The organism is Acinetobacter variabilis (assembly GCF_000369625.1).
In the GTDB taxonomy this organism is placed as follows: Bacteria; Pseudomonadota; Gammaproteobacteria; order Pseudomonadales; family Moraxellaceae; genus Acinetobacter; species Acinetobacter variabilis.
In genome coordinates, this window is sequence record NZ_KB850112.1 from 217,743 (window position 1) to 236,394 (window position 18,652).

Annotated in this window: 19 protein-coding genes, 2 tRNA genes and 1 pseudogene; 12 read left to right on the forward strand and 10 right to left on the reverse strand. The window is 42.2% G+C overall.

Annotation, left to right across the window (positions count from 1 at the left end):
• Positions 1–94: 94 nt before the first annotated feature.
• Positions 95–301: a helix-turn-helix domain-containing protein gene (locus F897_RS03560; protein WP_004280956.1), complete on the forward strand. Its 207-nt coding sequence runs from the start codon at positions 95–97 to the stop codon at positions 299–301.
• A 391-nt stretch (positions 302–692) separates the two neighbouring features.
• On the opposite strand, the gene F897_RS03565 is transcribed toward F897_RS03560, so the two are convergent.
• Both F897_RS03565 and F897_RS03570 read right to left on the reverse strand, forming a co-directional pair.
• A tRNA-Gly gene (locus F897_RS03565) sits at positions 693–768 on the reverse strand.
• 45 nt (positions 769–813) lie between these two features.
• Positions 814–889, reverse strand: a tRNA-Gly gene (locus F897_RS03570).
• Positions 890–1,119: 230 nt separating this feature from the next.
• On the opposite strand from F897_RS03570, the gene F897_RS03575 reads away from it, so the two are divergent.
• The 5 genes from F897_RS03575 (at position 1,120) to F897_RS03595 (ending at position 3,922) form a co-directional block, all read left to right on the forward strand.
• Entirely contained in the window at positions 1,120–1,428 is a 309-nt protein-coding gene (locus F897_RS03575; RefSeq protein WP_004780643.1) for a BolA family protein, read from the forward strand.
• Positions 1,429–1,437: 9 nt separating this feature from the next.
• A complete protein-coding gene (locus F897_RS03580) occupies positions 1,438–1,830 on the forward strand; it encodes a SirB2 family protein (RefSeq protein WP_005233322.1) in 393 nt (130 codons plus the stop codon).
• A gap of 61 nt (positions 1,831–1,891) precedes the next feature.
• Positions 1,892–2,728, forward strand: a complete 837-nt coding sequence (locus F897_RS03585; RefSeq protein ID WP_005233323.1) for a ParA family protein — start codon at positions 1,892–1,894, stop codon at positions 2,726–2,728.
• A gap of 13 nt (positions 2,729–2,741) precedes the next feature.
• A complete protein-coding gene (locus tag F897_RS03590) occupies positions 2,742–3,134 on the forward strand; it encodes a hypothetical protein (RefSeq protein WP_005233324.1) in 393 nt (130 codons plus the stop codon).
• 194 nt (positions 3,135–3,328) lie between these two features.
• Positions 3,329–3,922, forward strand: coding sequence for a hypothetical protein (locus tag F897_RS03595; RefSeq protein WP_005233326.1), 594 nt, complete (start codon positions 3,329–3,331; stop codon positions 3,920–3,922).
• A gap of 25 nt (positions 3,923–3,947) precedes the next feature.
• On the opposite strand, the gene F897_RS03600 is transcribed toward F897_RS03595, so the two are convergent.
• Positions 3,948–4,586, reverse strand: a complete 639-nt coding sequence (locus tag F897_RS03600) for a DedA family protein (RefSeq protein ID WP_004780651.1) — start codon at positions 4,584–4,586, stop codon at positions 3,948–3,950.
• Positions 4,587–5,067: 481 nt separating this feature from the next.
• On the opposite strand from F897_RS03600, the gene guaA reads away from it, so the two are divergent.
• Both guaA and F897_RS03610 read left to right on the forward strand, forming a co-directional pair.
• Positions 5,068–6,636, forward strand: a complete 1,569-nt coding sequence (gene guaA / locus F897_RS03605) for a glutamine-hydrolyzing GMP synthase (protein ID WP_005233328.1) — start codon at positions 5,068–5,070, stop codon at positions 6,634–6,636.
• Between the two features lie 94 nt (positions 6,637–6,730).
• On the forward strand, positions 6,731–7,663 hold the full coding sequence (locus tag F897_RS03610) for a restriction endonuclease (RefSeq protein WP_004780654.1): 933 nt from the start codon (positions 6,731–6,733) through the stop codon (positions 7,661–7,663).
• 52 nt (positions 7,664–7,715) lie between these two features.
• On the opposite strand, the gene F897_RS03615 is transcribed toward F897_RS03610, so the two are convergent.
• Both F897_RS03615 and F897_RS03620 read right to left on the reverse strand, forming a co-directional pair.
• Complete coding sequence (locus F897_RS03615) at positions 7,716–8,783, reverse strand: GGDEF domain-containing protein (protein WP_005233330.1); 1,068 nt, start codon at positions 8,781–8,783, stop codon at positions 7,716–7,718.
• A gap of 315 nt (positions 8,784–9,098) precedes the next feature.
• The gene (locus F897_RS03620; protein WP_005233341.1) at positions 9,099–10,451 is read right to left on the reverse strand and encodes a GGDEF domain-containing protein; all 1,353 of its coding nucleotides are present in this window, start codon (positions 10,449–10,451) and stop codon (positions 9,099–9,101) included.
• Positions 10,452–10,947: 496 nt separating this feature from the next.
• Between F897_RS03620 and F897_RS03625 the strand changes: the two genes are divergently transcribed.
• The 3 genes from F897_RS03625 (at position 10,948) to F897_RS03635 (ending at position 13,094) form a co-directional block, all read left to right on the forward strand.
• Entirely contained in the window at positions 10,948–11,895 is a 948-nt protein-coding gene (locus tag F897_RS03625) for a pirin family protein (protein ID WP_005233343.1), read from the forward strand.
• Positions 11,896–11,925: 30 nt separating this feature from the next.
• Positions 11,926–12,324, forward strand: coding sequence for an OsmC family protein (locus F897_RS03630; protein ID WP_005233345.1), 399 nt, complete (start codon positions 11,926–11,928; stop codon positions 12,322–12,324).
• Between the two features lie 119 nt (positions 12,325–12,443).
• Complete coding sequence (locus F897_RS03635) at positions 12,444–13,094, forward strand: glutathione S-transferase (protein ID WP_004780664.1); 651 nt, start codon at positions 12,444–12,446, stop codon at positions 13,092–13,094.
• Positions 13,095–13,147: 53 nt separating this feature from the next.
• Here F897_RS03635 and phoR read toward each other — a convergent pair whose 3' ends face one another.
• From phoR to F897_RS03650, 3 genes are all read right to left on the reverse strand, one after another.
• On the reverse strand, positions 13,148–14,506 hold the full coding sequence (gene phoR / locus F897_RS03640; RefSeq protein ID WP_005233347.1) for a phosphate regulon sensor histidine kinase PhoR: 1,359 nt from the start codon (positions 14,504–14,506) through the stop codon (positions 13,148–13,150).
• 24 nt (positions 14,507–14,530) lie between these two features.
• Positions 14,531–15,241, reverse strand: coding sequence for a phosphate regulon transcriptional regulator PhoB (gene phoB, locus F897_RS03645; protein WP_004780667.1), 711 nt, complete (start codon positions 15,239–15,241; stop codon positions 14,531–14,533).
• 221 nt (positions 15,242–15,462) lie between these two features.
• On the reverse strand, positions 15,463–16,155 hold the full coding sequence (locus F897_RS03650) for a TetR/AcrR family transcriptional regulator (protein WP_005233348.1): 693 nt from the start codon (positions 16,153–16,155) through the stop codon (positions 15,463–15,465).
• Between the two features lie 219 nt (positions 16,156–16,374).
• Here F897_RS03650 and F897_RS03655 point away from each other — a divergent pair, with 219 nt between their 5' ends.
• The gene (locus F897_RS03655; protein ID WP_005233350.1) at positions 16,375–17,223 is read left to right on the forward strand and encodes an SDR family NAD(P)-dependent oxidoreductase; all 849 of its coding nucleotides are present in this window, start codon (positions 16,375–16,377) and stop codon (positions 17,221–17,223) included.
• A 133-nt stretch (positions 17,224–17,356) separates the two neighbouring features.
• On the opposite strand, the pseudogene F897_RS03660 reads toward F897_RS03655, so the two are convergent.
• Positions 17,357–18,297: pseudogene (locus F897_RS03660) on the reverse strand (IS5 family transposase).
• Positions 18,294–18,575 carry an LLM class flavin-dependent oxidoreductase gene (locus F897_RS17900; protein WP_224214007.1) on the reverse strand — a complete coding sequence of 94 codons (282 nt, stop codon included), beginning with the start codon at positions 18,573–18,575 and terminating at the stop codon, positions 18,294–18,296. The pseudogene F897_RS03660 and the gene F897_RS17900 overlap by 4 nt, the downstream one beginning before the upstream one ends.
• Positions 18,576–18,652 lie beyond the last annotated feature (77 nt).

Below are 18,652 nucleotides of genomic sequence, written 5' to 3' on the forward strand. Positions count from 1 at the left end.
AAAGTATCACAATGGTGTTATTTAAGATCACAATGCAATAATAAATGCGTTTAATACATCATGCAAGTACTTTATTACACAATGGTGGTAATTAATGATAGTTTGTAACTTGCCTGTTCTTTTGGCGGAACGAAGAATGAAAGTGGCAGATGTAGCTCGGGCAACCGGAATGAGTAAGACGACTTTACATAAGCTTTATAATGGTCAATCAACTCGTATTGATTTTGAAACATTAGAAAAATTGTGCGTATTGTTAAATGTAGACGTTGGTGATTTATTAAAGTTCAAGCCAGATGAATAATTATTGCTAATAAAAAGCGTCATATAATTTAATAATTTTCTAGTTAGTATATTGTTTTTATTAAGTATTTTTGGTGACCAAATTTGGTCACCATTTTTTATAAGAGATTAAAAAGCTTTAATGAAAGCCATAAGGCAGTGCTTCAGGTTTTTTTAAAAATTACTCAGTTCATATTGAGTAGAATTCATGCAAAAACTTAAACATGTTGATCTATAGTTGACATTGATAGGGCACGTTTTGGTCACTTTTGGTCACGTAAGCCCACTCTTAACTGATCTAACTTAACTTTTTACTCACTTTGAAGCTGATAGCTTTATAGACTGAAAGAAAAAATGTTATTTAAAATCAACAACGAAAAAGCCCCAATCTTTCGATCAGGGCTTTTTGAATTTGGAGCGGGAAACGAGACTCGAACTCGCGACCCCAACCTTGGCAAGGTTGTGCTCTACCAACTGAGCTATTCCCGCAGGGTCGATCGATTTTTTACTTTAAAAAATGAACAAAAAAGAATTTGGAGCGGGAAACGAGACTCGAACTCGCGACCCCAACCTTGGCAAGGTTGTGCTCTACCAACTGAGCTATTCCCGCATGCCGTGTATAATACAGCATGCAAAAACAGGGTCAATAACTTTATGAAAAATCTTATGTCGATTGCATAAAATAAAAGCAATATTCTCTGTGCTTCCAGACAATTAGACAAAATTTATGCAAAATTTAATGAAATCTCGGCACAATCAAATAATTGCAGACATTTTTTGCACCGAAATAGCGGATAGAACAGGGTATACTGGACCCATATCTTGAATCGGAGTCAGGCCATGAGCTTAGAACAACAACTGAAAGACCGTTTGGCACAATTGTCACCTACTTACCTGGAAGTCGTGAATGAATCTTCGGGTCATGGTGGATATTTTCCGGGTAAGGAATCGCATTTTAAGGCAGTGATTGTCAGTGAAGCCTTTGCCGGCCTGCGTGCGGTACAACGCCATCAAAAGGTCTATGCTGCGGCAGGTGATTTGCTGTCTAAAGATAAAATTCATGCCTTGGCAATTCATGCTTTCTTGCCTGAAGAGTGGACAGGACAGGATACGTCTAGTCCGGAATGTGCACATGCACCAAAAAACTAAGAGGACTTTATGGATACCCAGCTTTTAGTCAAGATTATTCATATGTCTGCGGCAGGACTGGCCATTGTGGCCATTCTTGCGCGTGCTATTACCCTGTTTATGGGTACACAGGGCAATCAACCGAATCCAAAAGCACGTGTATTTCTGGTCGCTTTGCAGCACCTGGTGATTAGCGTGATTGCCTTAACTGGGATTATTGCCCTGTTTTTAAAGAATTTTGATGTACAGCCTTGGTTTTATGCCAAAATTATTTTATTTCTGGTGCTGATTTCATCCTTGGGCAAAGCGTATAAAAAAGATGATTCAATCCTGCTGGTACAACGCCGTGCTGGCTTATTTATTGCTGTGGTTTCACTTATTGCGATTATGGTATTGGTCATGATCAAGCCGAATTTTGGCTAAATTATTCATCAGTCAATGAACTCAAACATACTGATCATTAGAAAAATAAAGAGGGGTGTTTATGCATACTCGTGTGGTTTTTAATCAAAAAGGTGGGGTGGGGAAATCGAGTATTGCAGTCAATTTGGCAGCAATCAGTGCGCATCAGGGGCTTAAAACCCTGTTAATCGATCTTGATCCGCAGGCAAACTCCAGCCAGTATTTACTAGGGGATGATGCAACTTATTCGAGTGACAAGCCGGCGCTGGAGCCGAATATTGAAAACTATTTTGAAGATGTATTGGGGAACCAGCAGAGCAAAAGCTTAATTGGTAATGCGATTGGTTCCATTCTCAAGACCCGGGCTAAAGGGCTGGAAAGTTATCTGCATCAATCACCTTTTAAAAATCTGGATGTCATTCCGGCCAGTCCAAGTTTGGGCACATTGGCCCATGCACTGGAATCCAAGCATAAGATTTACAAGCTGCGCGATGCCTTGCAACCACTTGCTGAGCATTATGACCGGGTGTTTATTGATACTCCGCCAGCATTTAATTTCTTTACACTTTCAGCCCTGATTGCTGCAGACCGTGTTCTGATTCCGTTTGACTGTGATGTGTTTTCTAAACGGGCCTTGCAAACTCTGATTGAGAATGTCATCGAAACTCAGGATGATCATAACGAACGTCTGGAAATTGAAGGCATCGTGGTCAACCAGTTTCAGGCTCAGGCAAAACTGCCTCGCGAAGTGGTACAGCAACTAAGAGATGAAGGTCTTCCGGTACTAAACAGCATGTTGCCACCGTCGGTGCTGATGAAAGAGTCACATCAAAAAAATCAGCCATTAATTCACTTGGCAACTGATCATAAATTGACTCAGGCCTATCAATCATTGTTCAATGAGATAGAGCAGCATTAAGATCGAGTTAACTATGAAACTTGTGAAAATAAGCCTGGCGATCAGCATACTTAGCTTGCTGAGTGCCTGTGCAACGACGGTCAAACCGACCTATGTTTCACCCACTCATTATCAAACCCTCAACTGTCAGCAGCTTCAGGGGGAATACAACCGTATTCAGCAATATCTTGATAATGGTGTTGAGCCGCCTAAACGTACAGGTGTCGGCGTAGGGGTAGGCATCGGTGGTGGCTGGGGCAGCCGCGGTGGCTGGGGCATTGGTCCGAGTGTATCAGTGAATATGGGACAGTCTTCCAATACCAAACGCACTGAAACGGCACGTCTACTGGGTGAACAGGAAGCTATTGTACAAGCTGCAAAATTTAAAGCCTGCCCAATTGTTGTCCGTCAAAACACCAATAAATAGCCCTCTAAATATCAAAAAAATGCTGACTTTAAGTCGGCATTTTTTCTATCTTAAAAATGATTGCTCAAGTGACACAGTTCACAGTATTCACCAGAAAAAATGACCGATGCGCATAAAATTTTGAAAGATCCCGTCTTGTGATCAGAACACGAGATTGGTTAAGGTAATCACCTTGTCTGATATGTTTAACTACCATGATTGAAAACTGGCTCTTTGTTTTTGCAACAATAGCAGTGCTGATGATCCCTGGACCTGCCAATGCATTGGTGGCCAGTTCTGCCTATCAGCAGGGAACAGCCAAAACCAGTCTGTATATTCCCGTCATTCTGGTAGGGTATTTATACGCGATCAATGGGTGGGCTCTGCTGGTCCATCTGTTTTCACCGATCTGGCCCAGTTTTCAGGAACTGGTGCATGTGCTGAGTGCAATTGGTGTGGGCTGGATGACCTTCCATTTATTCAAAGCACGGCAACTGGAACAATATAATCAGAGTCATCCTCAGATCCGTCCCTGGCAGATGTTTAAGGGAACCTTGAAAAATCCCAAAGCAGCGCTTCTGGCGACAGGGATATTGCCGCTGTCTACTTGGGAAAGTCCGAGTAACTTTGTTCTAGTCTTTGCGATTTTTACTGGGATTGCTTTGCTTGTTGCATTGTTCTGGATGATCTTTGGACAAGCGATTCTGGCGGGAGAGTCGGCAAAAAGAAAAGCCGACCTGATTTATAAAGGGTCGGCTCTGTTTTTACTGCTTTGCCTGGTGCCCTTGTTGATCAATTGGCTGGAATAAATTTTCAATCAATAATTCTAGGCTTTCAGGCGATTTTATTTTTCTTGAGTTTCTGCTGAATAAAGCCAATCACACCAGGCATGACACTTAAAATAATGATACCGAAAATCAGATGAGTGAAGTTGTCTTTGACGATTGGCATGTTGCCAAACAGATAACCTAGGATCACAAATGAACTGATCCAGAGAAAGCCACCGATTATATTGTAAGTCAGGAAATATTTGTAATTCATACTTCCCGCACCAGCAACAAAAGGTGCAAAGGTACGTGCAAAAGGAATGAAACGGGCAAAAATAATGGTTTTACCACCGTGTTTCACAAAGAACTGCTGGGTAGCAAGCAAATGCTTTTTATTAATAAAACGTGATTCAATCTCAAATACACGTGGCCCAATATATTTACCAATATGATAATTCAGGGTGTCGCCCAGCACTGCCGCAGTGAACAGTAGCGGAATCAGTACCCATGGATCCATTGCACCCGTTGAAGCCGCTAGTGCACCTGATGCAAATAACAGGCTGTCTCCCGGCAGGAATGGCATCACCACCAGTCCCGTTTCAACAAAAATAATCAGGAAAAGAATGCCATAAATCCAGATGCCGTAATTGGTAATGAATTCGAGCAGGTGATCATCAACGTGGAGGATAAAATCAAGCAGTTCCATAGGGAAAAAACAAGCAAAAAGGTGATCAAATCCTAACAGTCTGCGGCATGAAAGTCAGTACCGAACAGGAAAATAATTGCCCGCTCATCCCTGATGGGTGAATTAAAAATTTATCTTACAAATTGGCGGTAAATTCCTATAAAACAGGCTTAGCATGAAAATGTCATTAAAATAAAAATCAAAAGGTGGCTCCCATGTTTAACCCTAAACGCCATCCCAGTGAAGACCGTGATAGAGGTAAGCGAAATAAACCTTCAATAGCAACTTAACTGGCCGGTCTTAAAATATTGAAATCCAAATAGCGTAAATATATTGAATTCTGGGGAGAGAAGGGAAAGCTCTCCTGCTGAATCGAAAGCTTAATTCTATTTAAAAAAATAAACTGCTTAATTATTATGCGGATGGGAATAGTGTGCTTAAGCCTAATAAAAATGTTAGAATACGGCGCTTATCTTTCGTTTGCCTTTCATAGTTGTTTGTCATGACTACCAATACTCAAATTACTGAAGATCGTATCCTGATTCTGGATTTCGGTTCTCAATATAGTCAGCTCATCGCACGTCGTGTCCGTGAAGCTGGTGTATATTCTGAAATGTATGCCTATGACATGTCTGAAGAAGACATTCGCGCATTTAATCCAAACGGTATCATCTTGTCTGGTGGACCTGAAAGTGTTCACCTGGAAGGCAGCCCGCGTGCGCCGCAAGTGGTATTTGAGTTAGGTGTACCTGTACTGGGTATCTGTTATGGCTTGCAAACCATGTGTGAACAGCTTGGCGGTAAAGTTGAGCCAGGTACTGTACATGAGTTCGGTTATGCAGAAGTGGATATCGTGGTACGTGACCAGCTGATTGGTCAGCTGCAAGACCGTGAAAACCAGCTGCATGTCTGGATGAGTCATGGTGACAAGGTTGCACGTATTCCAGAAGGCTTCCAGGTGACTGCAAGCACACCAAGCTGTCCGATTGCCATGGTGTCTGATGAAACTCGCCGTTTCTATGGGATCCAGTTCCACCCTGAAGTGACACATACTTCGAAAGGTGCAGAATTACTGTCTAACTTCGTACACCAGATTTGTGGTTGTCGTGGTCTGTGGACACCAGAACATATTATTGACCTGCGTGTAGAACAGCTTCGTGAACAGATTGGCAATGAAAAAGTATTGTTAGGTCTTTCAGGTGGTGTGGATTCATCAGTTGTAGCTGCGCTTTTGCACAAAGCAATTGGCGATCAGTTGACTTGCGTATTTGTAGACAACGGTCTGCTTCGTTTGAACGAAGGCGATCAAGTGATGCAGATGTTTGCAGACAACATGGGGATCCGCGTGATCCGCGCTGATGCTGAAGACCGTTTCCTTTCTGCTTTGGCTGGCGAAGTTGATCCAGAGAAAAAACGTAAAATCATCGGTCGCGAATTTATCGAAGTCTTTGCTGAAGAAGCGCGTAAGCTCGATGGCGTAACCTTCCTTGCACAAGGTACGATTTATCCAGATGTGATTGAATCTGCTGCCAGCAAACAAGGTAAGGCACATGTCATCAAGTCGCATCACAACGTAGGTGGCTTGCCTGAAGATTTGGCATTTGACCTGGTTGAACCATTGCGTGACCTGTTTAAAGATGAAGTACGTAAATTGGGTACAACTCTAGGCTTGCCACACAGCATGATCTATCGTCATCCGTTCCCAGGTCCAGGCCTTGGTGTTCGTATTCTGGGTGAAGTGAAAAAAGAATATGCTGATATTCTTCGCCTTGCTGATGACATCTTCATGCAAGAACTTCGCGCAAGCGGCTGGTACGACAAAACTGCTCAAGCTTTTGCCGTATTCCAACCAGTGAAATCTGTGGGTGTGGTCGGTGATGGCCGTCGTTATGCATGGGTAATTGCACTTCGTGCAGTTGAAACCATCGACTTTATGACAGCGCGTTTTGCACATCTTCCATATGACCTGGTAGACCGTATTTCTACACGTATCATGAACGAAATTGCTGAAGTTTCTCGTGTGGTATATGACGTTTCATCTAAGCCACCAGCAACAATTGAATGGGAGTAATTTTCTAACGAAAATTACCTATAAAAAAAGAGCGCTTAGGCGCTCTTTTTTTCATTTATACTCAAGAAAAATTAATTCTTAAGCTAAAAAATATATGTCATTACCTACTTATGATCAGTTAATGCTGCCTTTGATGAAATTATTATCAGAAATAGAAGGGCCAATTAAAATTTCAGATGCCGCCAATATCCTAGCTGAGCGTTCTGGCTTACCTGAAGAAGATCTAAATAAGGTACTACCAAGTGGTAAAAATATATTTAAAGATCGAGTTGCTTGGGCAAAGACATACTTAGTCAAAGCAGGTTTAATTCATCAACCAAAACGAGCATATTGTGAAATTAGCGATTTAGGAAGAAAAATTGATTTAAAAAACTTAGAAGCAATAACTAATGAATTTTTAGCACAGTTTGATGGATTTATAGATTTTAAATTTGGAAAGAAAAACGAAGAGGGATTAGAGGTCGAAATTTTAAAAAATTTTGAAAACTCAAATAAATTGCAAGAAACACAAACACCTGAAGAAACAATTCAGACTACGACTGAATTATTAAGGTTCAATTTGAAAAGTGATTTACTTCAAATGGTAAAGGAAAAGTCTCCTTCATTTTTTGAGAGACTTGTTGTAGATCTGCTTGTTGCTATGGGCTACGGTGGTTCACATCAAGATGCAGCCCAAGCAATTGGTAAAACCAACGATGGTGGAATTGATGGAGTAATCAGTGAAGACCGATTAGGGTTAGATAAAATTTATATTCAAGCAAAACGTTGGGAAAATACAGTAGGACGTCCTGATATTCAGCAGTTTAAAGGAGCTTTGGCGGATCAGGTTGCCAAGAAAGGCGTATTTATTACTACTTCTAATTTTAGTAAAGAGGCAATTGAATCTGCAAAGAAGTCGGGAATTGTATTAATTGATGGTGATAAGTTAACGTCTTTAATGATTGAATTCGGTTTAGGCGTACAAATAGAACGTAGTTTTCATATCTATAAAATTGATCAAGATCGTTTTGATGAAGATAATTTTTAACTCATAAAAAAGAGCGCTTCGGCGCTCTTTTTTATTATTTTTCAAATGACATTTAAGCCGGTTTAACCTGCCAGTTTTGAAGTTCTCCAAGCAAACCTTGGTCAAGTTCAGGATCATAACACTCGACTCGGTTCCGACCATTGGCTTTAGCCTGATACAGGGCAATATCAGCCTGTTTAATCAGCGCCATTAAATCCGTTTCACTACTTTCCAGAATGGCTGCACCAATTGAAACGGTGAAATCGAGACGATGCCCATGTTCCAGATTGACCATAATATTCTCGATTTTGTGTCTTAAACGCTCGGCAATTTTGAGTGCATTATCTAGTGAAGTTTCAATAAGGCATGCGATAAATTCTTCACCCCCATAGCGTGCCAGCACATCATGGCGTCGCATTTCATTGCATGTGGTTTGAGCAATCATCTGGAGCACCTGATCTCCAACATCATGTCCATAACGGTCATTGATCTGCTTGAAATGATCGACATCAAAAACCAGCAAACTGATTGGAGCAGGCTGTTTAAGATTGTTTTGGATCAGCTGTTGTACCAGATATGCGAAACAGCGTCTATTATTCAGACCTGTCAGCGAGTCAGTATGGGGGAAATTTTCAAAAGTCTGACGATGATATTCATTCAAGGTATGTTGCAGGAATACCAAACGGGATTTTAGTGTAGAGCTCCAACTGATATATAAACTGAAGGTCAATACCGGCATATAGATCAGGGAAAACAAGAACATCTGATACAGATTAGCTTGGGTATTGAAATACACACCAATATAAATTACCAATGTAATCAGACCGGAATTAATCAGACTAGGCCAGAGGCGGATCTGCATACATAAATTGGCCAGGACAATAAAGACCAGTGAAGCATATTGATAAATGAGTTTATGCGGACTTTCAGACTGATTCAGATTAAAAAACCAGATTGCACTTGCTCCGATAATCGAGGTCGGCAACAGCAGGTCAAATACAGGCAAATTCCGGTAAAAATGATACATCCAGATGGTAATCAGCACGATCACCAAGGTATAGCCTAGCTTGGTCAGAATGAGCAAATTCATAATGTCATTCAGTACCAGGATATCGGCAAGGGTATAGGAGGCATATGCCACCTGTGCAAATAGGTTTACCTACAACAAATATTTTAGAGTGAGCTGTTTCTGATGGTTAAAGTAGGCAGGTTTTAAAGACCCAAGAATACGAACAAGAGGATCGTGAAGGGCATCCTGAAGCAGGAGGCGAGCTTCTTCTTGATATTTATCTGGCATGCAGCCTTCCCACATTAAATCCAAAGAAATGAATAAGATGAATATTTATATTTGTATGAAAAATATTCTATTCTTTTAGGAATTATTTGAAAAGCATCACAAACAAATTTAGGCCTAATTCTTAAATTCTTGTCTAATAATCTTGATTTTGCTATCAGGTTACAAAGCAGACCAAGACTGTTTCGCTTTATGATGAGTGCCAGCCTGCTCCTGTTTATTCAGTGGTTTAAATACATTCCAGGGATTTGGAGAGAGCGGTTTAGTCGGTTGCAGCATATTAGGATGATAGACCCGAATCCGATTTCGTCCTGCTTTTTTGGCTTCGTAAAGCGCAATATCCGCATGCTTAATCAGGTCTTCAAGTTCCTGTTGTGGAGATTCAAGTTCAGCAATACCGATAGAAATCGTGAACTGGATTTTCTGGTCAGAATTGATGTACATCACCTGCTTTTGAATCGAGCAGCGAATCCGTTCTGCAATCATCAGGCAATCCTGTAGCTGGGTATCTTCCAGCAAGGCAATAAATTCTTCTCCACCAAAACGTGCCAGTACATCACTAGAACGCATTTCTTTACGGGTAATTTCAGCAATCAGTTGTAGCACCCGGTCACCCACATCATGACCATAATTGTCATTGATTTTCTTGAAATAATCGACATCAAACATCAATAGGCAGGTGCTGGCAGGCTTTGGCCATTGATGGATTGAACGTTCCGCCATATCCACAAAATGACGACGATTAAATAACTGCGTCAGATCATCAGTATGAGCAAGATTTTTTAAGGTTTGATAGTTCCATTCATCCAGCAAAGTGCGTAGAAAAGAGCGCCGTATGTTGATGATATTATTCCAGTTGATATAAATACTAAACGCCCAGAGAGGTGTGAAAACAACGGTGAAAATAAAGGCCTGCGATAGACTCATGAGATGAGTCACTCCAATCATGATAAACAAGGCGATAAAAATGGAACAATACAAGGCACTCTTAAACTCAGTCTGTACACAGAGGTTGGTAATTAAAATAAAGATCGCAGAAGCATAGATATAAGTCGACACATGCGGGCTGCTCGACAGCAGGAGCAGGCCAATCCAGGTCGCTGCAGCCACAGTCGTGCCCACAGGCAAAATCATGTCCAGAACCCGGATATTCTTTTGATGCTTAAACAGGTAATAGCAGCAAAACATGACAGCAATGACCAGTGATACCCGGATCAGGCCAGACAGGAAAAACATGTCAGGAATAATAAAAATATCGGCAAAGAAATACAGCAAAAAGGCGATCTGCGCCATGTAATTAATCTGGCGAAGATTTTGATGACGATGCAAATAAAGATAGTTATAAAAGTACTGCTGGAATTGCGCAGGAATATGTGCAGCGCGATGTACAAGCGCATCTTCAATTAACTGGCGATTTTGCAGATCACATTCGGCCAACTTTAATGATCTATCCGTGGTCGAGTTTTGAAAAGACATATTCGCCGTTGAATATATATTTTCATTCGAGGATGACATGTCCTGATCCAATCTTATTTTTATTGGGCCCTATTATGAACCAAATGAATAAAAAACAATCTCCCTAGAATTAGGGGGTAGCACAATTTTTAAAAAGAAAACGTAACAAAATTTTTGTTTTTGTGAACATAAAGCTAGACGGATCACATTTTTATAGATTGCTGATTTTAAAAGTTTATATAAATAAAAAAAAGCGTTTCACGTGAAACATGAGCAGGATGAATAAGTTGATTTAAACGAGATAATGCTGATTACTTGAATGATTATATAATTCATCACCAAGAACTTGATTACAGTCTTTGGAAGACTGAAGCCTTTAAGTATTTGAACTGTTCTGATGAGTAGCACATTTTATACGTATCGAAATATTTCTAAAGATAAATTTTGCGGGTAGACGCGGTACATTGTTCTATGAGGTAGACATCTTGTGATGATCAGGGAAAGATGTCTTGATACAGCATACAGCCAGAATGAACTTGCCGAGGTCAGCTCAACCATGTCGAATAATAATGATATTGAACTGTCAAATTCAGATGATTGTGAAAAGTATATCAATCAGTTCATACAGGAAGTTCCTTTACGGCGTGCGGAAATCGGGCAGGGAACCGTCATTAAACGCGCCTTGCCGAGTCGGCATAAACGCATGATTGGCGCCTGGTGTTTTCTGGATCATGCCGGTCCCACTCAATTTCCTCAGGGAGATGGTCTGGATATCGGACCGCATCCGCATATTGGCCTGCAAACTTTTACCTGGATGATTGAAGGCACCATGATGCATAGTGACAGTCTGGGTAACCGGCAATTGATCCGACCGAAACAGGTTAATCTGATGACTTCAGGCTATGGCATTTCGCATACAGAGGTTTCACCGGAAACTGAAACCAAAATGCATGCAGCACAGCTCTGGATCGCCCTGCCTGATGACAAGATCAATATGGCTCCGGCGTTTGATCATTATCCGGAATTACCTGTGATCGAAGAACAGGGCATTCAATGTACGGTCCTGGTCGGGGAATTTCTGGATACACTATCACCAGTTAAGGTTCATACCGAACTTTTGGGGGTGGATCTATTCGCTGCTGAAAGTACCCGTGCCCGTCTGAGTTTAGATCCAAGATTTGAATATGGTTTTATGGCCCTTGAGGGGCTGGCAAGTATTAATGGGCATGAACTGACTGAAGATAATATGGTGATTCTTGAACCCGGATTACAGCATGTGGATGTTGAAATTCATGCGGGTGGGCGAATCTTGCTGATTGGTGGAGAGCCATTTGAAAGCCCTATTTTATTGTGGTGGAATCTGGTGGGTCGTGATGTGGAAGAACTGAAGCTGGCCCGTGAACAGTGGATGATGGAACACCCGCGTTTTGGCACCATTCCAAGCTATGATGGCCCACGTATGGAAGCACCGGCATTTCCGGAACATATGCGAGCTTCTAAATAGTTTTCATAATTATAAGAACAAAGGATCAGTATGGCCCGAATCGCAATTGCCAAAATACAGAGCTTAACCATACCGTGGCAGGGAGAAATCAGTCATGGCCAGCATCATTACCTGACCGATAAACCTGAATCCTTCGGCGGGCAGGATGCAGGTCCTGCACCTTATGATCTGCTTTTAGGCAGTCTGATCTCTTGCACCATGATTACTTTGCGCATGTATGCCAAGCATAAGAATATTGAACTGGGCGACTTTCAGGTTGAAGCAGAATTTTTTGCTAATAAAGAAGGGCAGGAATGGATTGAACGACGCTTAAGTTTTGATACTGTTCATGATTCGGCTTTGCAGCAGAAAATTCTGGAGATTTGTGCCAAAACCCCGGTGACCAAAACCCTGTTACGCAGTCTGGAGATTCCCACTAGCCTGATTTAAGCTAAAGAGGGTACGCTATATCCGGTAGGGAAAATGTAAGTAGACTAATAAACTCTTTAATCAGATCTGGACTTTTTGCTATGCTCACGCAGTAATAACAATAAAATCATGAGTCTAATATGCGTGTTTTACATCATCTCGAACAATCAAGATCATTTCGAATCATGTGGGCCTTGGAAGAGCTGGAACTTGATTATGAGATCAAGTATTACAAACGCCTGCCAAACTATTCTGCTCCGCCTTCTTTGAAACAGGTTCATCCTCTGGGTAAAGCCCCGATTCTGGAAGATCAGAATCTGGTACTGGCTGAGTCTGCCGCCATTCTGGAGTATCTCCAAGAAACCTATGATTCGACCCATCAGTTTCAGCCGATCAGTGCCGAGAACAAGGCGCAATACCGTTATTGGATGCATTATGCAGAAGGGTCTTTGATGCCTTTGCTGGTCATGCAACTGGTGATGACCAAAGTTCCTGAGCAAGTGCCATTTTTAGTTCGTCCGGTTGCTAAAACAATTTGTGAAGGAGTGAAAAAGCAGTTTGTACAAAGCCGTCTAAAAGACCATATCCAGTTTCTGGAAGATCATTTAAGCCAGCATGAATATTTTGCCGGGCGTTTCAGTTTTGCGGATATTCAGATGAGCTTCCCACTCGAAGCCATGCAAAGCCGTACTGGTAAAAGTTATCCGGCGATTCAAGCCTATCTGGAACGGATCTCGCATCGAGCAGCTTATTTCCGGGCCTTATCCAAAGAGCAGGCATTAAAGTCTTAAAACCTTCGCTAAAAAAGAAAAGGTGCGACTTGCACCTTTTTTTTATTTTTGAATCAGTCTGGGAAACTGAGACGTTCTTTAGGGAAAATCACTTTAAAGGTGGATCCCTGATTTTCACGGGAGTCAATTTCGAGCTGGGCCTGATGTTGCATCAGTACATGCTTCACAATTGCCAGACCCAGGCCTGTGCCACCAGTACGGCGGCTACGGTCAGAATCTACCCGGTAGAAACGTTCGGTCAAACGTGGCAAGTGTTTAGGATCAATCCCAATCCCGGTATCTTCTACGACAAAATAAGCCGATTCACCATCATCATGCCAGCCCATGGTCACGGTTCCACCTTTAGGCGTGTACTTGATGGCATTGGTAATCAGGTTACTGAAGGCACTGGCAATTTCCATATCTGAGCCGATTAGGTCACAGTGACTGTCAATGTCCAGATTTAGGGTATGGCCATAATCCACGTTATAGGCTTGCGCATCATCAAACAGCTGGTTCATCAGATTCGGCATGTCAATAATCTGGTTCTTGGCAATATTCTTGTCATTTTCCAGACGGGATAGCAGTAACAGGTCATTCACCAGTGCATTCATGCGACGGGTCTGAGACTGCATCTGGTCAAAGGCGCGTTTCCAGCGCGGGCTAATATCTTCCTGATCGGTAAAGGTTTCGATATAGCCGCTGAGCACAGTTAAAGGTGTACGCAGTTCGTGCGAAATATTATCGACGAAGTCCTTACGCATCTGTTCCAGATTATGCATCCGGGTCACATCATAAGCGACCAGTAAGCGGCTTTCACCGCCAAAACGGGTCATTTTGATTTGCACATAATGATCTTCGAATATCGAAGACTTCATTTTAAGACCATCAGGTGCATCATCAATATGATGATAGTAATCAATGAAATTTGGCTGACGTAACAAACTCAGGATATTACGGCCGCGATCTTCCTGACCAATCCCTAGTAAACGTCCTGCCGCTGGATTCCACCATTCAATCTGCTGGTTTTCATCAATCAGCACTACAGCTTCTTGAAGGGCGACTAGCGAGGATTGTGCACGGTCAATCAGCTCGACCATTTCAGCCTGAACAACGCGTTCCTGACGCTGGGCCCGATAAACATTGAACAGTAAAGCGCCCCAGATTCCGTTGATATTTGGCGGTACATCATAGGGACGGTTCGAGATCCATTCATTGACCAGGTAGAGTGAACGCAACTGTGTACCAAAGAAGGCAACAAAGGCCAGAACGATACAGATCCAGAAATAACCGATGCCTAGGCCAATACAACTGGCAATTACCAGGAAGAGAAGAAGGAGACGTAAATCTTGCTTGGCAAAATCCCATAAGCTGCTGTAACGAAATCTTTTGTGCTCGTGTGACAGTTCGGGAACAGGATAGGGCTCATACATAAAACGAGATTTACCTAAAAACAATTAACCGAGTGCAACATCGACACGGGTCGAGAAACGGTAACCGGTGCCACGCACAGTTTGTACATAGCGGTCAGCGCCATAAGGTTCGAGTACCTTGCGCAGGCGACGGATATGCACATCAATGGTCCGGTCTTCAATATAGACGTTGCCACCCCAAACCTGATCCAGCAACTGCGCACGGGTATAAGCACGTTCCGGATGGGTCATGAAAAATGCCAAGAGACGATATTCAGTGGGTCCCATGTCCAGTATAGTATTGCCAAAATTCACACGCTTACTGACTGGATCTAATACCAATCCATTAGCATCAATGGATTTTTCACCACTGAGGGCATTGGAGCGACGTAAAACAGCTTTAATACGTGAAACCAGCTCACGGGTCGAAAACGGCTTGGTCATATAGTCATCGGCACCGGCGTCCAGTCCCTGAACTTTATGATCTTCTTCACCACGCGCAGTCAGCATGATGACAGGAATTTCGGACAGGTTTTCATCACGTTTCAAACGACGACATAGATCGACACCACTGACGCCACCCGGCATCATCCAATCCAGCAAAATCAATGCTGGACGCTGGTCCACAATCATTTGATGAGCCTGCTTGGCATCTTCTGCCTGTAAACATTGAAAGCCTGCCATATCCAGAGAAGTGTGGATCATTTCACGAATCGGCAGTTCATCATCAACAATTAGAATGTAGTCATCTTTCACAGCGCAATACCCTATTTCATGCAAACGGTGGACCGTTTTATATTTATGACAGGCTTATTACAAAGATTAATTATGACAGTATCATTGCAGAATAGGTAGTTCTGGAACTTTTTGCAAAGATTTGTCACAATTTAAGCTGTTATTTTATAAGAGGGTCTTAATTCAAAATATTGTAGATCACTTACAAGTAAATTTATCTGGAACTTATCTTGATTTAAAAATTATTTAACCGGATCCGCTGGTTTTTCTGTACCCAAAGTGTCTAATAAAGCAAAGAACACCAGACTACAGGAAGACAGAATTTCTTCCAGTGACTGTTTAAAGCCGCTCATGACCCAGCGAATCGCAATCTGGGTGACATAACCATTAAGTCCGGTCGAGACCAGGGAAATCTCTCGTTCAGAACGATTCAGGTTTGGCATCATCAGCATGACAAAGGTCTGAATCATACGGTCGAAACGTCCCATGGTTTCATGAATCGTAGCCTGATTATGCAGTTCCTGAACGAGCATGGCATCGATATAAATAATTCGTGCCATACCCGGATTGTCACGTAAGGTCGTTAGCAAGGCAGTCAGACCGGCTTCGATCATTTTCTTTGGATCAGAAGAGGCTTGCATCATGGCCTGCATGACATTCTGCTGTAACTGGTCAATTAGCTTGAGGAAAATGGTCTGGAACAGATGTTCGCTTTTCTTAAAGGATTCATAAAAATAACGTTCAGTCAGTTTGGCTTCGTTACAGATATCCTTCACTGTGACTGAAAAGAAACCATGACGACCATAAGCTTCAATCCCGGCCTCAATTAGCTTTTCACGACGCGCCTGCTGACGCTCAGCCATAGAAAGTCCTTTAAACTGGCGTTCCTTACTTTTACTCGCTAGTTTTTGTCCTGAATTTACTGCATCCGTCATAAAGACCATAGACTCATGTGCTTGAGATTTTAAGTATCTTATCAATAAATCCGGCTTTGACCTATGCTGAAATTCAAACCTGAAAATTGGCCCGTAGAGACATGCTGGAATTATTGACAATAAGGATTGTCAAAACTATATTGAAACGGTGTGCTGTATTCCTATGCGACAGAAAAACAGGCTGTCATGGAAGGGCAGTGTTCTAATCAAGGAAATTCAATGAAAAATTTTAATAATAAAGTCGCGGCCATTACTGGTGCAGGTTCAGGTATCGGTCAACAACTTGCGGTGCTTTTAGCAAAGCAGGGCTGTCATTTAGCACTCAGTGATGTGAATGAACAAGGCCTGGCTAAAACCGTTGAGCTGCTAAAAGGTACTGATGTTCGTGTCACAACCAAAAAAGTCAATGTGGCTAATCTGGAAGAAATGCACGCTTGGGCCGCCGAGGTCGAGAAAGATCATGGCAGCGTGAATATGATCTTTAACAATGCTGGTGTAGCTCTTAGTTCTACCGTAGAAGGTGCTAGCTATGAAGAGCTGGAATGGATCGTCGGGATTAACTTCTGGGGTGTAGTTTATGGCACCAAAGAGTTTCTGCCTTTAATCAAGAAAACCGGTGATGGTCATGTCATCAATATTTCCAGCCTGTTTGGTTTAACTGCCCAGCCAACCCAGTCTGCTTATAATGCCACTAAATTCGCTGTGCGTGGTTTTACCGAATCCTTGCGTCAGGAACTGGATATGGAAAACTGCGGCGTAAGCGCACTCTGTGTACACCCAGGCGGAATCCGCACCAATATCGCCATTGCAGCGAAAATGAATGACAGCATTCGTAGTCTGGGAATGCATCCGGAAAAATCTGTACAGAATTTCAATAAGCTGCTGCGTTGCCCACCGGAAGAAGCAGCCCGTCAAATTTTGGACGCGGTACAAAAAGACAAACGCCGTCTGCTGATTGGAAATGATGCCAAAACGATTGATTTAATTCAGCGCCTCATGCCAACTGGCTATCAGAAAGTCACGGCTTTAGCTACCCGCCTCGGCAAGCAGAAGAAAAAGTCAGCTTAAAACACTCTGATCAAAGCCCGCGTAAGCGGGTTTTTTTATGCCCGAAAACTTAAGCAGCTAAAGTATTTTATAAATCAAAAAGGCTTTGTTGCACAAAGATTTAAAAGACAGCACCTGCTTATCTGAACAGAACTCAAGTGACAACTTGGGTATGAGGACGACCTAATTCTGTAAATCTGTTTAATACTGCTATGCGTGCATGAATCTCATTGACCTGACTAGGAAAACTCCTTGCTGTTAATTTATCGCCTAATCATTTGATGCAATGCATCTTGGTTTCGACCAAACTTCGACGAAGATAACCAGACCATTTTTTCCAAATAGTTCTTCCTAAACGTTTCACTGTTTTTAATAATTCATTCCGCTCTAAAGATCTCAATTTCTGATCTTTCCATGGTTTTGCATTTTTTCTTGGTGGAATGACCGCATGCGCTTGCCGATCTGCAATGACCTGACGGCATTGCTTGGTGTCATAAGAGCCTTCAGTATAAACAGAGTCAATCCGCTCATCTTGTGGAGTTTGATCAAGTAAATCACCAAGCACCTGTGAATCACTGACATTATTGGTTGTAAGCTGAACTGCTCGTATTTGCAAGGTGTCGGCATCAATACCAATATGAAGCTTACGCCATTGGCGACGATATTCAGGTCCATGTTTCTTACGTTTCCATTCACCTTCACCTAGAAACTTCAAACCAGTTGAGTCTACGAGTAGATGTAGCCCATCGCTACTTTTTTGATAGCTAATCGCAATATCAATATGTTTTTGTCTTCGACAAAGCGTGCTGTACGAATATCGCTGATATTCGGAGCAGCTCATTTACACAGTTTAATCAAACTTTGAACAAAACCTGTGACCATGCGTAAAGAGAGTTTGAATAGAGATTTGATCATTAAACAGCATTGAGTAGCGGTATCAGAGTAAGTTTGATTTCGACCTTGCTTGCCTTGTGGTTGTGCATACCACTGAGTGTTTGGATCAAACCAAAGGGAAATATTACCTCGGTTAATGAGGGCACGATTGTAGGAAGACCAGTTAGTTGTACGATAGATTTTAGGAGCAGGTTTATTCATATTGAAATTATAGGACTGAATAATCTTTCTAGGCTAGGTTTATGCAACAAAGCCGCCACAAAGACAGAAACCCCCGGCATTACTTTTAGATCATCCGGATGACGGCCATATTTAGCCAGGCGCCCTTTGACATCACGGTAGAAGGCTCGAGCATCAGCTAAACTTTGCTGGGCGGTAAAAATCACTTCGGCATATTTGGCGGCCAGTTCACGTCCATCTTCAGACTGACCTGCCTGAACAATCACTGGATAGCTCTGTGGCGGACGAGGGACATTCAGTGCACCTTGGACATTAAAATATTTGCCACTATGAAGTGGTTCGTACTGTTTAGATGCATCAAAGAAATGACCGTTTT

Excerpts from the sequence above, each read along its gene's own strand:
- F897_RS03560 (WP_004280956.1), top strand. The coding sequence starts at position 95 with ATGATAGTTTGTAACTTGCCTGTTCTTTTGGCGGAACGAAGAATGAAA.
- F897_RS03575 (WP_004780643.1), top strand. The coding sequence starts at position 1,120 with ATGAGCTTAGAACAACAACTGAAAGACCGTTTGGCACAATTGTCACCT.
- F897_RS03580 (WP_005233322.1), top strand. The coding sequence starts at position 1,438 with ATGGATACCCAGCTTTTAGTCAAGATTATTCATATGTCTGCGGCAGGA.
- F897_RS03585 (WP_005233323.1), top strand. The coding sequence starts at position 1,892 with ATGCATACTCGTGTGGTTTTTAATCAAAAAGGTGGGGTGGGGAAATCG.
- F897_RS03590 (WP_005233324.1), top strand. The coding sequence starts at position 2,742 with ATGAAACTTGTGAAAATAAGCCTGGCGATCAGCATACTTAGCTTGCTG.
- F897_RS03595 (WP_005233326.1), top strand. The coding sequence starts at position 3,329 with ATGATTGAAAACTGGCTCTTTGTTTTTGCAACAATAGCAGTGCTGATG.
- F897_RS03600 (WP_004780651.1), bottom strand. The coding sequence starts at position 4,586 with ATGGAACTGCTTGATTTTATCCTCCACGTTGATGATCACCTGCTCGAA.
- guaA (WP_005233328.1), top strand. The coding sequence starts at position 5,068 with ATGACTACCAATACTCAAATTACTGAAGATCGTATCCTGATTCTGGAT.
- F897_RS03610 (WP_004780654.1), top strand. The coding sequence starts at position 6,731 with ATGTCATTACCTACTTATGATCAGTTAATGCTGCCTTTGATGAAATTA.
- F897_RS03620 (WP_005233341.1), bottom strand. The coding sequence starts at position 10,451 with ATGTCATCCTCGAATGAAAATATATATTCAACGGCGAATATGTCTTTT.
- F897_RS03625 (WP_005233343.1), top strand. The coding sequence starts at position 10,948 with ATGTCGAATAATAATGATATTGAACTGTCAAATTCAGATGATTGTGAA.
- F897_RS03630 (WP_005233345.1), top strand. The coding sequence starts at position 11,926 with ATGGCCCGAATCGCAATTGCCAAAATACAGAGCTTAACCATACCGTGG.
- F897_RS03635 (WP_004780664.1), top strand. The coding sequence starts at position 12,444 with ATGCGTGTTTTACATCATCTCGAACAATCAAGATCATTTCGAATCATG.
- phoR (WP_005233347.1), bottom strand. The coding sequence starts at position 14,506 with ATGTATGAGCCCTATCCTGTTCCCGAACTGTCACACGAGCACAAAAGA.
- F897_RS03650 (WP_005233348.1), bottom strand. The coding sequence starts at position 16,155 with ATGACGGATGCAGTAAATTCAGGACAAAAACTAGCGAGTAAAAGTAAG.
- F897_RS03655 (WP_005233350.1), top strand. The coding sequence starts at position 16,375 with ATGAAAAATTTTAATAATAAAGTCGCGGCCATTACTGGTGCAGGTTCA.